Source organism: Vibrio ziniensis, assembly GCF_011064285.1.
GTDB lineage: Bacteria > Pseudomonadota > Gammaproteobacteria > Enterobacterales > Vibrionaceae > Vibrio > Vibrio ziniensis.
In genome coordinates, this window is record NZ_CP049331.1 from 540,163 (window position 1) to 555,449 (window position 15,287).

10 protein-coding genes are annotated in these 15,287 nt (G+C 45.0%); 7 read left to right on the top strand and 3 right to left on the bottom strand.

Annotated features, from left to right (window positions below; genetic code table 11):
• The first annotated feature begins 226 nt into the window (after window positions 1-226).
• The 7 genes from acnB (at window position 227) to G5S32_RS02535 (ending at window position 9,094) form a co-directional block, all read left to right on the top strand.
• Window positions 227-2,824 carry a bifunctional aconitate hydratase 2/2-methylisocitrate dehydratase gene (gene acnB / locus G5S32_RS02505; protein ID WP_165310332.1) on the top strand — a complete coding sequence of 866 codons (2,598 nt, stop codon included), beginning with the start codon at window positions 227-229 and terminating at the stop codon, window positions 2,822-2,824.
• A gap of 185 nt (window positions 2,825-3,009) precedes the next feature.
• The gene (locus tag G5S32_RS02510; RefSeq protein WP_165310333.1) at window positions 3,010-3,381 is read left to right on the top strand and encodes a YacL family protein; all 372 of its coding nucleotides are present in this window, start codon (window positions 3,010-3,012) and stop codon (window positions 3,379-3,381) included.
• Window positions 3,382-3,595: 214 nt separating this feature from the next.
• The gene (locus G5S32_RS02515; RefSeq protein ID WP_102941092.1) at window positions 3,596-3,934 is read left to right on the top strand and encodes a P-II family nitrogen regulator; all 339 of its coding nucleotides are present in this window, start codon (window positions 3,596-3,598) and stop codon (window positions 3,932-3,934) included.
• A 25-nt stretch (window positions 3,935-3,959) separates the two neighbouring features.
• Complete coding sequence (locus G5S32_RS02520; protein WP_165310334.1) at window positions 3,960-5,189, top strand: ammonium transporter; 1,230 nt, start codon at window positions 3,960-3,962, stop codon at window positions 5,187-5,189.
• Window positions 5,190-5,329: 140 nt separating this feature from the next.
• On the top strand, window positions 5,330-6,343 hold the full coding sequence (locus G5S32_RS02525) for a Fe(3+) ABC transporter substrate-binding protein (protein WP_165310335.1): 1,014 nt from the start codon (window positions 5,330-5,332) through the stop codon (window positions 6,341-6,343).
• 97 nt (window positions 6,344-6,440) lie between these two features.
• Window positions 6,441-8,066 (top strand): ABC transporter permease, encoded by a 1,626-nt coding sequence (locus G5S32_RS02530; protein ID WP_165310336.1) that lies wholly within the window; start codon window positions 6,441-6,443, stop codon window positions 8,064-8,066.
• Window positions 8,066-9,094, top strand: coding sequence for an ABC transporter ATP-binding protein (locus tag G5S32_RS02535; RefSeq protein ID WP_165310337.1), 1,029 nt, complete (start codon window positions 8,066-8,068; stop codon window positions 9,092-9,094). Before G5S32_RS02530 ends, G5S32_RS02535 begins: the two co-directional genes overlap by 1 nt.
• 159 nt (window positions 9,095-9,253) lie before the next feature.
• Here G5S32_RS02535 and G5S32_RS02540 read toward each other — a convergent pair whose 3' ends face one another.
• From G5S32_RS02540 to G5S32_RS02550, 3 genes are all read right to left on the bottom strand, one after another.
• Entirely contained in the window at window positions 9,254-10,666 is a 1,413-nt protein-coding gene (locus tag G5S32_RS02540; RefSeq protein WP_165310338.1) for a phosphoglucomutase/phosphomannomutase family protein, read from the bottom strand.
• Window positions 10,667-10,846: 180 nt separating this feature from the next.
• Window positions 10,847-13,249 carry a glycoside hydrolase family 94 protein gene (locus tag G5S32_RS02545; RefSeq protein ID WP_165310339.1) on the bottom strand — a complete coding sequence of 801 codons (2,403 nt, stop codon included), beginning with the start codon at window positions 13,247-13,249 and terminating at the stop codon, window positions 10,847-10,849.
• A 120-nt stretch (window positions 13,250-13,369) separates the two neighbouring features.
• Complete coding sequence (locus tag G5S32_RS02550) at window positions 13,370-15,283, bottom strand: beta-N-acetylhexosaminidase (RefSeq protein WP_165310340.1); 1,914 nt, start codon at window positions 15,281-15,283, stop codon at window positions 13,370-13,372.
• Window positions 15,284-15,287: the final 4 nt, after the last annotated feature.

The following is a 15,287-nucleotide window of genomic DNA, read 5'->3' on the forward strand; positions in this document are numbered from 1 at the left end:
TGGTGATAATCGTCAAACTTTAGTCTTAAGTTGCTATGTTGGTCAAAATGATGAGATTTTAATTTATCGTTAAATTTGCTATTCTGATGCCCACAGTTTGGCCTCTAGGGCGCTGTTTCTCAGTCAAATTTGAATGAAAACAAGGGCAACGGAGAGCCAAGTTTCCAAGGATGTTCACTTACATTTTTATAATTATTAGGTGAACCGCAATGAGAGGAAAAAAGTCGTGCTTGAAGCCTACCGTAAACACGTCGAAGAGCGTGCCGCTGAAGGAGTTGTACCTAAACCCCTAGATGCAGAGCAAGTTGCTGGACTTGTTGAACTGTTAAAGAATCCCCTACAAGGTGAAGAAGAATTCATCCTTGATCTACTTGAGAATCGTATCCCACCAGGCGTTGATGAAGCTGCTTATGTTAAAGCGGGTTTCTTAACGGCTGTTGTGAAAGGAGAAGTGACTTCTCCACTAGTAAGCCGTGCAAAAGCAGCACAACTACTAGGCACAATGCAAGGTGGTTACAACATCGAGCCTCTAGTTTCATTGCTTGATGACGCAGAACTTGCACCAATCGGTGTTGAAACTCTATCTCATACTCTGCTTATGTTTGATGCTTTCTATGATGTTGAAGAGAAAGCAAAAGCAGGTAACGAATTCGCGAAGCAAGTTCTTCAATCTTGGGCTGACGCAGAATGGTTCCTATCTAAACCTGCGCTACAAGAAAAAATCACTCTAACTGTATTCAAAGTAACAGGTGAGACGAACACGGATGATCTGTCTCCTGCACCAGATGCATGGTCTCGTCCGGATATCCCAGTACACGCTCTAGCGATGCTGAAAAACGAACGTGATGGTATTCACCCAGATAAAGCTGGCAGCATTGGTCCGATTAAGCAAATCGAAGCGCTTAAAGAGAAAGGCCACCAGCTTGTATACGTTGGTGACGTGGTTGGTACCGGTTCATCTCGTAAGTCAGCGACTAACTCCGTACTTTGGTTCATGGGTGACGATATCCCATTCGTTCCAAACAAACGCGCTGGCGGTTATGTACTTGGCGGTAAGATTGCTCCGATCTTCTTTAACACAATGGAAGATGCGGGTGCGCTACCAATTGAAGTAGACGTAACGAAATTACACATGGGCGACGTGATTGACGTTTACCCATTCGAAGGCAAAGTATGTAACCACGAAACGGGTGAAGTACTGGCTACCTTCAAACTAAAAACAGACGTACTGATTGATGAAGTGCGTGCTGGTGGTCGTATTCCACTGATCGTTGGCCGTGGTCTAACTGATAAAGCTCGTCTAGCTCTAGGTCTTGCACCTTCAGACGTATTCCGTCGTCCAGTTGCTGTTGCAGACAGCGGCAAAGGCTACACTCTTGCTCAGAAAATGGTGGGTAAAGCGTGTGGCGTAGAAGGTATTCGTCCGGGTACTTACTGTGAGCCAAAAATGACGACAGTAGGTTCTCAAGATACTACCGGTCCTATGACTCGTGATGAACTGAAAGATCTAGCGTGTTTAGGCTTCTCTGCTGATCTAGTAATGCAGTCATTCTGCCATACATCAGCGTATCCTAAGCCAGTGGATGTGGTAACTCACCACACATTACCTGATTTCATCATGAACCGTGGCGGTGTGTCACTTCGCCCTGGTGACGGTGTTATCCACTCATGGCTAAACCGTATGCTACTTCCTGATACCGTAGGTACAGGTGGTGACTCACATACTCGTTTCCCATTAGGTATCTCTTTCCCTGCAGGTTCTGGTCTGGTTGCGTTCGCAGCAGCAACAGGTGTTATGCCTCTTGATATGCCTGAATCTATCTTGGTTCGTTTTAAAGGCGAAATGCAACCGGGTATCACACTACGTGACCTAGTACATGCAATCCCTTACTACGGCATCAAGCAGGGTCTATTGACTGTAGAGAAAGCAGGTAAGATAAACGAATTCTCTGGTCGTGTACTTGAGATCGAAGGTGTTGAGCACCTAACTGTTGAGCAAGCGTTCGAGCTTTCAGATGCATCTGCAGAGCGTTCAGCGGCTGGCTGTACAGTGAAGCTGTCTCAAGCTTCAATCGAAGAATATCTAAACTCAAACATCACTATGCTTAAGTGGATGATTGCTGAAGGTTACGGTGATGTACGTACCATTGAACGTCGTATTAAAGCGATGCAAGAGTGGTTAGCGAACCCAGAGCTAATGAGTGCAGATAAAGATGCAGAATACGCTCACGTAATCGAAATCGATCTTGCTGAAATCAAAGAACCAATTCTTTGTGCTCCAAATGACCCAGATGATGCGCGTCTTCTATCTGACGTTCAAGGAACTCAAATTGATGAAGTGTTCATTGGTTCGTGTATGACAAACATTGGTCACTTCCGTGCGGCAGGTAAACTGCTTGAGAAGTTCAATGGTCAGCTAGAAACTCGTTTGTGGGTGGCTCCGCCAACTAAGATGGACCGCGATCAGCTAACAGAAGAAGGTTACTACGGTATCTTTGGCCGTGCTGGGGTTCGTATTGAAACTCCGGGATGTTCACTATGTATGGGTAACCAAGCTCGCGTAGCTGATAAAGCAACGGTAATGTCTACGTCTACACGTAACTTCCCGAACCGTCTAGGTACAGGTGCGAACGTTTACCTATCTTCAGCAGAACTTGCGGCTGTGGGCGCTATTCTAGGTCGTATCCCGACGAAAGAAGAGTATCTAGAGTACGCAGAGCAAATTAACGCGACTGCGGCGGATACTTATCGTTACCTAAACTTCCACCGTATGGCGGATTACACCAAGAAAGCTGACACGGTTATTTTCCAAGAGCCAGCATAATCAGCTTTGAGAAATCGTTAATAAAAGGCCGCATTTTATAAGCGGCCTTTCTGTTTCTGCTAATAATTACCTAAGAGAAGCTCGTATCCTTTTCGTCACGAACCTTCCCGTCACAAACCTTCTCGTAACGAGATAGTGAGGCAGGTATACTCCACGCAAAATTTGGTTTGTTTGGTATCAATCCGATGGAATTTGAATTTACGAAAAATACCTTAATGGGTGAGTATTACGTCAGTTGTAATATGGAGCATCAAGTGATTGCTCGTTGGTTACAAGAAGAGATTGGCAAAGATCGCACAAAGATCGAGCAAGTGTTTTCGTTACTTGACCAAGTGCACCAAAGTCCGGCAAAAGAGTGGAAACTGGCTGGAAAAGAGATTTCTCTTTCTGTGATAGGGAGTGAAGTGACGGTTCAGGAAAACACTTTGGGCTATAGCCATGATATTGAGTTTGAAAGTGAATTTGAGCTCTACGACAGTGAGAGCACGGCAGAATGTGGCTTGGAAGATTTTGAATCAATGATGAGACAGTGGTTAGAGTTCATTCAGCGCTACTGATGCATTGCTTTTAAAGCGTGCACTTATGTGGTGAAGAATGGCTTAAGCGCATTATTTTTGGGAAAGGGTTGCACGATATTTGTGCAACCCTTTCTTTTTTTTGCATAAATGTCACATTAATATCTTATTTATCAATGATTTAAAAAGTTGGCACGTACCTTGGATTACTAGAAAGGGATTAGAGTTAATGGACTACAGCTTCAGAGAGGACGCGATGAAACTCATAAACGCAATCATCAAACCATTCAAACTTGACGATGTACGCGAAGCTTTAGCTGATGTTGGCATCGAAGGGATGACAGTATCAGAAGTAAAAGGCTTCGGTCGTCAAAAAGGTCACACAGAGCTTTACCGTGGTGCGGAATACCAAGTGGATTTCCTACCTAAGGTAAAAATCGAGATCGCAACACAAGCAGACAACGTAGATCGCGTTGTTGAAGCAATCATCAAAGCTGCTCATACAGGCAAAATTGGTGACGGTAAAATATTTGTTTATGACTTAAGTCATGCTGTTCGTATTCGCACTGGCGAAATGGACGTAGAAGCACTTTAAGAATCAGGGATTGGAGACAACTATTATGGAACTGTCAGTAACTGTAGCGGAGTTACGCTACGCACTGGATACTTTCTTCTTCTTAATTTCAGGCGCACTAGTAATGTGGATGGCTGCGGGTTTTGCAATGCTTGAAGCTGGTCTAGTTCGTTCAAAAAACACCACTGAAATTTTGACTAAAAACTTTGTGCTTTACGCTATCGCGTGCACTATGTACTTAATCGTTGGTTACAACATCATGTACGTAGATAACGCAGAAGCTGGTTGGTTACCTTCTTTCGGTACGCTAATCGGTTCACAAGCTGAAGGCGCTGACCACTCTCTAGAGTCGGATTTCTTCTTCCAAGTAGTATTCGTTGCAACCTCGATGTCTGTAGTTTCAGGTGCAGTTGCTGAACGTATGAAGTTATGGGCATTCCTAATCTTCTCTGTAGTTCTAACAGCTTTCATTTACCCTATGGAAGGTTACTGGACTTGGGGCGGCGGTTTCCTATCTGATGCAGGTTTCAGTGACTTCGCTGGTTCTGGTATCGTACACATGGCAGGTGCAGCAGCAGCTCTAGCTGGCGTAATCCTACTAGGTGCACGTAAAGGTAAATACGGCAAAAACGGTGAAGTTTACCCAATTCCAGGTTCAAACATGCCACTTGCTACTCTAGGTACACTTATCCTATGGTTCGGTTGGTTTGGCTTCAACGGCGGTTCTCAGTTGATGGTTTCTGACTTCGAAAACGCAACAGCTGTCGGCAAAATCTTCTTAAACACTAACGCAGCAGCAGCAGCAGGTGCGATTGCAGCCCTGCTAGTTTGTAAAACAACTTGGGGTAAAGCAGACCTAACTATGATCCTTAACGGTGCGTTAGCAGGTCTAGTTGCTATCACTGCAGATCCACTATCTCCATCACCACTATATGCAGTAGCTATCGGTGTGGTTGCGGGTGCAATCGTAGTGTTCAGCATCATTGCTCTAGATAAACTAAAAATCGATGATCCAGTGGGTGCTATCTCTGTACACGGTGTGTGTGGTTTCTTTGGTCTAATGGTTGTTCCACTAAGCAATGCAGATGCATCATTTGGTTCTCAGCTTCTAGGTGCCGTAGTTATCTTTGGTTGGGTATTCGCAGCAAGCTTGATTGTTTGGTCTATCCTAAAAGCAACAATGGGTATCCGTGTTTCTGAAGAAGAAGAGCAAGAAGGTATGGATATGCACGATTGTGGTGTTGAAGCATATCCTGAGTTCTCAGTAGTTAAATAATCAATACTTAGAACCTCGTCGAAAAAACCTGCCCATGTGGCAGGTTTTTTATTATTTAAGATTGTGCTCAATAAAACGGGTTAATATAATTCAAGGAAATAAAAAACATTATCATTATCACTACAAGTTAGGTTTAAACGATGAAAAAGATGCTCACACTTTCTGCAATTGCGTTAAGCGTTTTAGCTTCGTCTGCTATGGCAGCAGAGGAAGTGAATGTTTACTCATACCGCCAGCCTTTCCTCATTGAGCCCATGTTTAAAGAGTTCACTAAAGAGACGGGGATCAAGGTCAATGTGAAGTTTGCTAACGAAGGTATTGCAGAAAAGTTAGCACAAGAAGGTGAATACAGTCCTGCGGACGTAGTATTAACTTCAGAGTTTAGCCGTTTGTTTGAATTGTCTGATAAGAAGTTAACTCAACCAGTTAACAGCTCTGTTATCGATGAAAATATCCCAGCACACTACCGTGATAGCAACGAAGAGTGGTTTGCTTTAACGATTCGTACACGTAGTGTTTATTCTTCACGTGATCGCGTAGGCAAATTGGGTGATGATTTTAACTATCTTGATTTAGCTAAGCCTGAATATAAGGGTAAAATCTGTACTCGTAGTGGTAAGCACCCATACAACATCGCTTTGGTTGCAGCCATGATTGCTAACCACGGCGAAGCTGAAACCAAAGCATGGTTAGAAGGCTTAAAAGCGAACTTAGCCCGTAAACCACAAGGTAATGACCGTGACCAAGTTCGTGCTATTAAAGAAGGTCTATGTGATCTTTCTTTAGGTAACAGCTACTACTTAGGTAAAATGCTTGAAGACAAAGAGCAAAAGAGTTGGGCGGAGTCGGTATACATCAACTTCCCAGATCAAAACGCTCAAGGCACACACGTGAACGTGAGTGGTATGGCGATGGCTAAATACGCTCCAAACCGTGATAATGCACTAAAACTAATGGAATTTCTAACGGGCGAAACAGCTCAGCACATGTACGCAGAAGTTAACTTCGAATACCCTGTGAAACCAGGTGTGAAGCGTTCAGAACTTGTGGCATCTTGGGGTGAGTTTAAGTCAGATACACTACCTTTAGAAAAGATTGCTGATAACCATACAGCAGCAATCAAGTTACTTGATGAAGTAAAATTTGACCTTTAATGTGTTCGAGGGGGAAATTTTCCCCCTGTTTTTAAAAGCGATATGAGATGTCTTTGCACATGTTGATGCATCTCAAATTGTCTTGTTGTAATAGGCAATGAAAGAAAAACATCTTATATGGAAAACCAGTAGTGTTGTTCTAGCAACCCTGCTGGTTTTGCCGATCTTAGCGATATTCTTTACCGCTGTTGGTCATACCGATGACGTCTTTGCTCATCTAATGGCAACGGTGATGCCCACCTACGCGCAAAATACCGTCATTCTCACCGCTAGTGTGATGGCTTTATCCCTTTTATTTGGTATACCAAGTGCTTGGATTATGGCGATGTGTAAGCTGCCTGGGGAAAAGGTTCTCCAATGGGCGTTAGTGTTACCATTAGCCATTCCCGGATATATCGTTGGCTATATTTTTACCGGCTGGTTTGATTATGCGGGACCTGTTCAGATGTGGCTCCGAGAGTTAACTGGTTGGCAGGCGGGTGCGTATTGGTTTCCTGATATCCGAAGTTTAACCGGAGCCAGCATCGTGCTGGCTTTAGTGCTTTATCCTTACGTTTATTTATTGTGTCGAGCTACGTTTATGGAACAGAACGTTTCTCTGCTACAGTCGGCTCGATTACTAAAATGCTCCCCATGGGAAAGTTTTAGACGTATCTCTTTGCCTCTGGCTCGCCCTTCTATTGCTGTTGCATTATCGCTGGTGGCGATGGAAACCGTCGGGGATTTCGGCACCGTTAAATATTTTGCAATCAGCACATTAACGACGGCGGTATATGACACTTGGCTCAACTACTCCAATCTTAATGCCGCAGCCAAAACTTCAGCCATTATGCTGGTCATTGTGCTGTTATTGCTGAGTGCCGAACGTTACAGTCGCCGTAAGCAAAAGCTGTATCAGACTCAATTCAATAGCCATGAAGATTTTCGCTATCAACTAAGCGGTTGGAAAAAGTGGTTTGCAATGTTCTGGTGTTGGGGATTAGTTGCTACTGCCTTTATCTTCCCACTGCTACAACTTCTCAGTTATGCATACACTTATTTCGAACAAAGCTGGACGGCAGAGTTCCGAGAATATGCGATTAACAGTCTCAAAGTGTCGCTAACTGCAGCGATAGTGGCTGTTACTGTCGCCTTGATTCTAAACTTCTATGCTCGCTTGAAACAAAATCGTTTTAGCGTGGCTTTGATGCGTCTATCTTCTATGGGGTATGCGGTTCCGGGAACTGTGCTCGCTATTGGTGTTATGGTGCCAGTTCTCACCATGGATCACACTGTCAATGACATAGCGAAAGCGATGCAGTGGGGGAGACCGGGGCTGATATTCTCTGGCACTATGTTCGCGATTATTTTTGCGATGTTGGTACGTTTCTCTGCCATTGCTATCGGCAGTATTGAAAGCAGCCTCAATAAGATTTCCCCTTCACTGGATATGGCCGCACGCACTATGGGGTGTCAGGCTAACAGCATGTTGTGGCGAGTCCACTTTCCGCTAGTACGACGTGGGGCTTTGATTGCTGGTTTGCTGGTGTTCATCGAATCGATGAAAGAACTCAATGCTTCATTGCTTCTGCGTCCATTTAATTTCGAAACGCTGGCAACGTATGTTTATAACTATGCTTCGGATGAGCATTTAGAACTTGCTGCTTTGCCTGCAGTTTTGTTGGTATTAGTTGGTTTAATACCACTAGTTATTGTTAACCGTTCTTTGGAGCAAAACCACTGATGAGCTGCGCACTTTCCATTCAAGATCTGACTTGTCAGTACGATACTCAAACTGTGTTGGAATCTCTTTCGCTTGAAGTCGACCAAGGCGAAATTGTTTGTCTGCTTGGTGCGAGTGGGTGCGGTAAAACAACGTTGCTTAAAGCGATTGCTGGGTTATTGCCTTTGAGTTCAGGGCACATGAGCTTGAATTGCGTCACTATTGATGATGGAGCAAACTGGTTAGCGCCTGAAAAGCGCAATATCGGTATGATTTTCCAAGATTACGCTCTGTTCCCACATTTAACGGTAGAAGAGAACGTTGGCTTTGGCCTTCGCTCGTTACCTGCTTCTGAACGTAGCAGCAAAGTGCAGGATATGTTGGAACTGGTTCACCTCAGTGGTTTTGGTGATCGTTACCCACACCAGCTTTCCGGTGGTCAGCAACAGCGCGTCGCCATTGCGCGTTCACTGGCTTATAAACCAGACCTGCTTTTGCTTGATGAGCCTTTTTCAAATATCGATACACAAGTACGCCACGACTTGATCGCCGAGATTCGTAAAATCTTTAAAAAGCAGGGTGTAACAGCCATTTTCGTGACCCATTCTCGTGAAGAGGCTTTTGCTTTCGCGGATAAAATGGCAGTAATGAATCACGGTGTGATTGAGCAATATGGCACGGCTTCAGAGCTTTATTATCAGCCGTCGAGTAAATTTGTCGCTGATTTCCTTGGTGGTGGCAGCTACCTACCTGCGACGCGTAATACTGATGGTCTGTTTGTTACCGCTTTAGGGACACTAGAAGCACAAATGCAGGTGGATATTCCAGTCGGTAACAGCTGCGACTTATTGCTGCGTCCTCAACAGGTATTGATTCAAGCGTCCGACGACGGCGAAGTAACGGTTTTAGAGCAGCAGTTTATGGGCGATCACTGTCGATACGTGATTGATGTCCATGGTACTAAGCTTCTTGCGACTTCTTCTCAGCCAATCTCTGTAGGACAAAAAGTTGTAGTGGAGATCGATGAGCAGGGTATTCTCGCATTCTGATCCTCTTCGTATTTGACGCTGCAGCGTTGTTGGCTGCATTCGTAAACCCCAATCACATAGCCAATCTATGCTCATGGGGATTCACTCACTTGCCGCCTAGCTGCAACGCCAACTACTTTGAGGAACACAGACTAAGTCATTTGTTTATTTGAATAATCGTTACAAAGACAAAAACGTCTTCATCTGCAGTAATACTCGCTCTGCTGTCGGCTTGTCTTCCATCTCTGCAAATATACGCAGCAAGGGTTCTGTACCTGAGAAACGGGCAATGACCCAACCACCATTTTTGAAATAGACTTTTGCACCATCTTCGTAGCTGACTTTTTCAATTTCAAACTCAAAGTGCGGCAATTGCTTTTCAACATAGATTTTGTTGTACAGCGCTTGCTTCTCTGCAGCTTTAAATTTGCAGTCACCTTCGGCGGTGTAGGCATAGCCATAGCGTTGATATATTTCGTCCAGCATCTCTGAAAGCTTCTTACCTGTCACACTGATCATTTCAACCAGCAAGCTTGAGGCAAACACGCCATCTTTGCCTTTGATATGACCACGAATGGTTAAACCGCCAGAGCTTTCACCGCCTAACAGTGAATCATCCGCTTCCATTTGTGAGCTAATATGCTTAAAGCCTACAGGAACCTCAAAGCTCTTTTCGTTGTGATCAGCTGCGATTTTATCTAACAGATGCGTGGTGGCGATATTACGTACCACTGAGCCTTTCCAGCCTTTGTATTCAAGCAGGTAGTAATACAGCAGCATCAACACTTCGTTAGGGTGAATGAAGTTACCTTTTTCATCAATGATGCCAAGACGGTCAGCATCACCGTCAGTCCCGATACCAATGTCGTAACCTTCATCTTTAACTAGATGTTGTAGCCGATATAAGGTGGTCGCACTTGGTGATGGCATTAAGCCGCCAAAATCTGGGTTCTTACCATCGTTGATCACATCTACATCACAGCGACCATTGATCAACACCGTTTGCAGAGCGTTTTTCGCTACGCCAAACATAGGATCGATCAGCACGCGTAAGTTGGCTTTTTTGATCGCTTCGATATCGATAAAGTCGATGATCGAATCGACAAACTCATTCATTGGGTTGATCACGACAATTAGCTTGTCTTGAAGTGCTTGATCAAATTCCACTGCACGTACAGCCGATAAGGTTAGTTGTGCTATTTGTTGTTCGATCTTTTTAGTGATCACTTCATCGGCATCGCGTCCGCCACGGATAAATACTTTTACGCCATTGTAATCAGCTGGGTTGTGAGAGGCAGTAATACAGGCAGAGTATGCGCAGTTGAGCTGTTTCGCTTTATACATCACCACTGGTGTTGGTACGAATTTGTCGATAAAACTGACTGTAATCCCGTTACCCGCCAATACTTCTGCAAACCATTTTGCTGCCTTATCTGAAAGGAAGCGGCGATCATAACCAATCACAAATCCTTCATTGGCAACATTTTCGTTATTGATGATATTGGCTAACGCTTGTGCAACTAAACGAACGTTGTCTTTCGTGAACTCTTCACCAATGAAAGCGCGCCAGCCACCGGTACCAAATTGAATCATGTTCTGTTCTCCTTCATAAGACTTTCTTTGCATGGCAAAAATCGCCTTAGCTAAATAGCAGGGAGCCCGTATCGATAAGCAAATCCTTCGAGCCATGGATGGCTCGGCGGAGCTTCATGGACGAATTGATGCGTGTTTGTGTTCGATACGGGATCTCTGGTTCTCCTTAGCTGATTGGTCTTAACCCATTACCACAGTGATTTGGTTAACGCTGCCTTGTGGTTGAGCGTTGATGACATCTGCCTGCTCACCATTCACCGTAATTGAGGTTACGCCTTTGCTTACGCCATTTGGGTTCAGAACCTTGATTTGGTAAGTTGCACCGCGCCATTGGCGTGTCACCTCAAATTCCGGCCATGAAGTTGGAATACATGGATCAACAATCAGAGTATCGAAGCCAGTGCGCACACCCAGGATGTAGTTAGTCGCTGCATAGTAAGCCCAGCCAGATGTACCTGTTAGCCATGGGTGGTTTGCTCGACCGTGATCTTGATGGTCACGTCCCATGATGAACTGTACATAGGAATATGGCTCAGCCACGCGAGTCTCAATCATATCGTTCTGGTTGTATGGGTTTAGGGCGTCGTAGAATTCCATCGCCCTGTCGCCACGACCTAACTTAGCTTCCGCTACCCAAGCCCAAGGGTTTGGATGAGAGAAAATAGCGCCGTTCTCTTTTACGCCTTGATAAACACGGGTCACAAAACCAATGTCATCGTTTGGTGTTGCAAAGGATGGAGCATTGAGATGTATGCCGTATGGTGAGAACAGATATTTGTACACAGCATCCATCGCTTTCTCGCCACGCTCTTGCGATACCGCACCAGATAGAACCGCTAGCGAGTTAGATTCAAGATGAACTTTGCCTTCCAATTGTTCAAAGGTACCGATTTTGTCGCCATCTTTGGTCAGACCGCGGATATACCATTCGCCCTGTCCATCCCATAAGTGAGTTTCACACGCATCGCGTACACCGTCTGCCATTGCTTGGTATTTGCTTAGCGCTTGATTGTCATTACGGTATTTCGCCAATTCTAGGAATGCTTCAAGCGCCCAGAAGTGAAGGAAAGAAACCATTGCTGATTCACCACCGCCTAAGTTCAGACAGTCGTTCCAGTCAGCTCGCAGACCTTTACAGATTCCTGTTTGCCCTACGTATTCTGCTGAGAAATCCAACGCTGCCATCATGTGCTGGTAAACCGTTGCGTTACCGCCGTCGGCGTAAGGAATGACTTCATCAATGAAATTGAAATCGCCGGTTTCTTTAACGTAATTAAGAATGGTTGGAACGATCCATAAATGGTCGTCTGAACAGGTATCTTTAATGCCGTGGATCTTATCTTCGTCAGAAGGGGTTGGAACAACCGTCGGAGATTTAGAAGGCTTTACGTTGGCTTTTTCTGGATCGAACCAGTCTGGATCAAACAGGTGTAAGCCATAGCCCGCTTTTACTTGTCCACGTAGAAGATCTACTAAGCGTTTACGAGTCATAGTGGGGTTGGTATGAGGTACAGAGATTGCATCTTGCGCAGTATCGCGGTAGCCAAGACCGGTACGTCCACCCACTTCAATGAAGGAGGCAAAGCGAGACCATACCACACAGGTTTCCGCTTGATAGAGAGTCCAAGCGTTAAGCATGGTGTTTAGACCTTCGTTTGGTGACTTCACCTGGAACTTGTCACAACGTTCATCCCAGTGTTGTTTGATACCAGCGAACGTCTTATCCACTTCAGTTAGGTCTTGGTATTTGGCACGAAGTCTTTCGCCATTGCCTTTACCAACGCCTAGTACCACAGCAAAACGTACTTGTTCACCCGGTTGTAGCGTGAATTGCTTATGCAGAGCACCGCAGTGGTTGTAGCAGGTTTGAGTGAGGTTAGAACATTTGCCTTGCTCTACAGCAATAGGGTTTGCTTCATCGCGGTACATACCTAAGAAAGTATCGCGTTGCCCATCATAGCTATCAGCATCAAACGTTGCGGTTAGGTAGTAGTAGCCGAGGAAATCGTCAGTGTTGTAGTAGAGGTCGTATTCAATCACACCATTTTTGTAATCAGTGCCAGCAGAGTAAAGCGACATTTGATGGTTTTGGTTGTCCGATTTAATGTGACTAAATGAAAACTCAACATAGTTAAATGCACTGATAGTCCGAGGGCGATCAGAGGTGTTTTCAATGACGACATCCCAGACTTCTGCATCTTCACCTTTTGGTACAAACAGAGTTTTGGTTGCGACAATTCCGTTGTAGTCACACTTGAATTTTGAATAGGACAAACCATGGCGAACTTCATAATCTGCTTGGTCTAGGCTCTTTGCTACAGGTTGCCAAGAGACAGACCAAAAATCACCAGTTTCATCGTCACGTAGATAGACGTAATGTCCCGGACGATCTTGCGTGAAGTTAGGGCGGAATTTGGTCACTCGGTTGTACTCTGGCGAGTTATAAAATGAGTAACCGCCAGCGTTATGAGAGATAACGCTGCAGAATTTTTCCGTTCCTAAATAGTTTGTCCATGGCGCTGGAACGTCTGGACGAGTAATGACGTATTCACGATTGTCGTTATCGAAATAGCCGTATTTCATGGTGATTTCCTTTTTCTAAAAACTGCGAATAACGCAGCCAATGTCGATGCTAGCGAAAATGAATATGTGCTTGTTTCCACCCCTTGCTTTGAATTTGAAAGGGAAGGCAAAAATAAGTTGTTATTTCCAAGGGGCTCGATAATGGATTCCTTGCTTGTCGAGCAAAGGTAAGTGTCCTTTTAGGCGAGCGAGATAGTCTGTCCAGTCACGTAAAGCACTTTGCGTCCAGCCAGCCTCTGCCAGAGCGGTAAGTCGAGGGTAGAGCATGTAATCCATACGTGATTGGTCGTTAATCAGTTCACACCACAACGCGCTTTGCATACCTAATATGCGTTTGCGAATTGGGTGATCGGCAGGTACTTCCGCCAAAGGTTCATAGCCATAAGCGCGTTCTAAAGGTGTCACCCCTGCCCATGCCACCCCCGGTTCTTCAGGGGCATAATCTTGAACAATATCGAGATAGGTGTACTGACCCGGCTGCAAGATCACATCGAAGCCTTGTTTCGCGCAGTCCAGCGCGGCTTGCTCTGACAACCAAGAATATATAACGGTATCTTTGCTCACCTTGTTGCCATGCTGAGCTTCTTCCCAGCCCACCATACGTTTGCCTAAAGAACGTAATTTCTTCTCGACGTATCGCAGTAAATGTCCTTGTAGTTCTTTCGCGTCCTGATAACCATGTTCGTCCATTAATGCCTGACATTTAGGACTGTTAATCCAGACTCCATCTGGGACTTCATCAGCACCAATGTGAATGAATTGACTTGGAAACAGTTCTGCAACCTCTTCCAGTACCAGATCCAAAAATCGATAAGTGGCAGGTAACGCAGGGGATAGGACGTTGTCGTTATAATTTTGAATACTGCGATATTCAGAACGATCTTCGGTGTCTAGCAGCCATTCAGATAGTGAACGGATCGCGGCGCGGCAATGACCGGGAATGTCGATCTCCGGAATTACGGTGATCCCACGTACTTGTGCAAAAGCGATCACGCGTTTGATCTCTTCTTGGGTGTAATAGCCACCGTGCTGATCCGCCGCCGTACTGAATTGCGGACCAATCTCTTTGTCTACGCCACGCCAAGCACCAATGTTGGTAAGCTGAGGCAGTGACTTGATCTCAATTCTCCAGCCTTCATCATCAGTGAGATGCCAGTGAAAGGTATTAAATTTGTAATGAGCCAACTGATTGATGAGGCGTTCTACACGTTCAACAGGATGAAAATGTCGAGCGCAATCGAGCATCATGCCTCGGTATTTAAAGCGAGGTGCATCAGTGACTTTTACGCACGGTATTATCAAGCCACTCTGTGTGCGTTGGACCAACTGTAATAACGTTGCTGATGCATGAACAAAACCCACATGGCTACTTGCTTCTAGCAGTACACCGTGGCTAGTAACGGTTAACTGATAATGTTCTTCATCCAGAATAGGATTGATTTGATACACAATGTCAGCGTTGCCAATGGGCTGTGGTTCGAACTCATACAGACTTTTGAGTTCCTGTTGCAACCACATTGCAGCTTGTTCTGCTTGTGTTGATTGCAGCGTGATCTGACTGGTGGTCGCCAGCAAATAGCTTCCAGAAAGTCTTTCTATTCGATTCGGTTTAGGAATCAAACATAGCTCGGCTTGTAGCGTTTGCGGTATTTCACTGCGCTCTTGATAAGGGGAAGCCAGAACAATTGGTGTAACCGCGACGTCATAGCGGACGGTAGCTTCGGCATGATTAAGCTGTACAAACGCTTCTTTTATGCCGTCACTATAAAAACGAAATGGTGCTGTTTTAATGCGGAATTCGCAGTAATAGTGACCATTTGCGGGTAAAACCGCTTGTTTTGGTGTAAGGCTACAGAAACTGCCCACCTGATGAAGTTCGCCGTTGGAGACACTGTCTGGCTGGATAAAGCGATCCATGATGAAGTGCAATGACCAGTCAGCAAGATCTTGCTCGCTTAAGTTATGCAGCGTCAGTCCAAATCGGCAATCATTTTTCTGTTCTGAAAGTACAGCAAAGTCAATTCGATAGTTCATCATC

Bases quoted from the DNA above. Each gene is read 5' to 3' on its own strand.
- G5S32_RS02550 (WP_165310340.1), bottom strand. From the start codon at position 15,283: ATGAACTATCGAATTGACTTTGCTGTACTTTCAGAACAGAAAAATGAT.
- G5S32_RS02510 (WP_165310333.1), top strand. From the start codon at position 3,010: ATGGAATTTGAATTTACGAAAAATACCTTAATGGGTGAGTATTACGTC.
- G5S32_RS02515 (WP_102941092.1), top strand. From the start codon at position 3,596: ATGAAACTCATAAACGCAATCATCAAACCATTCAAACTTGACGATGTA.
- G5S32_RS02530 (WP_165310336.1), top strand. From the start codon at position 6,441: ATGAAAGAAAAACATCTTATATGGAAAACCAGTAGTGTTGTTCTAGCA.
- G5S32_RS02540 (WP_165310338.1), bottom strand. From the start codon at position 10,666: ATGATTCAATTTGGTACCGGTGGCTGGCGCGCTTTCATTGGTGAAGAG.
- G5S32_RS02535 (WP_165310337.1), top strand. From the start codon at position 8,066: ATGAGCTGCGCACTTTCCATTCAAGATCTGACTTGTCAGTACGATACT.
- G5S32_RS02545 (WP_165310339.1), bottom strand. From the start codon at position 13,249: ATGAAATACGGCTATTTCGATAACGACAATCGTGAATACGTCATTACT.
- G5S32_RS02525 (WP_165310335.1), top strand. From the start codon at position 5,330: ATGAAAAAGATGCTCACACTTTCTGCAATTGCGTTAAGCGTTTTAGCT.
- G5S32_RS02520 (WP_165310334.1), top strand. From the start codon at position 3,960: ATGGAACTGTCAGTAACTGTAGCGGAGTTACGCTACGCACTGGATACT.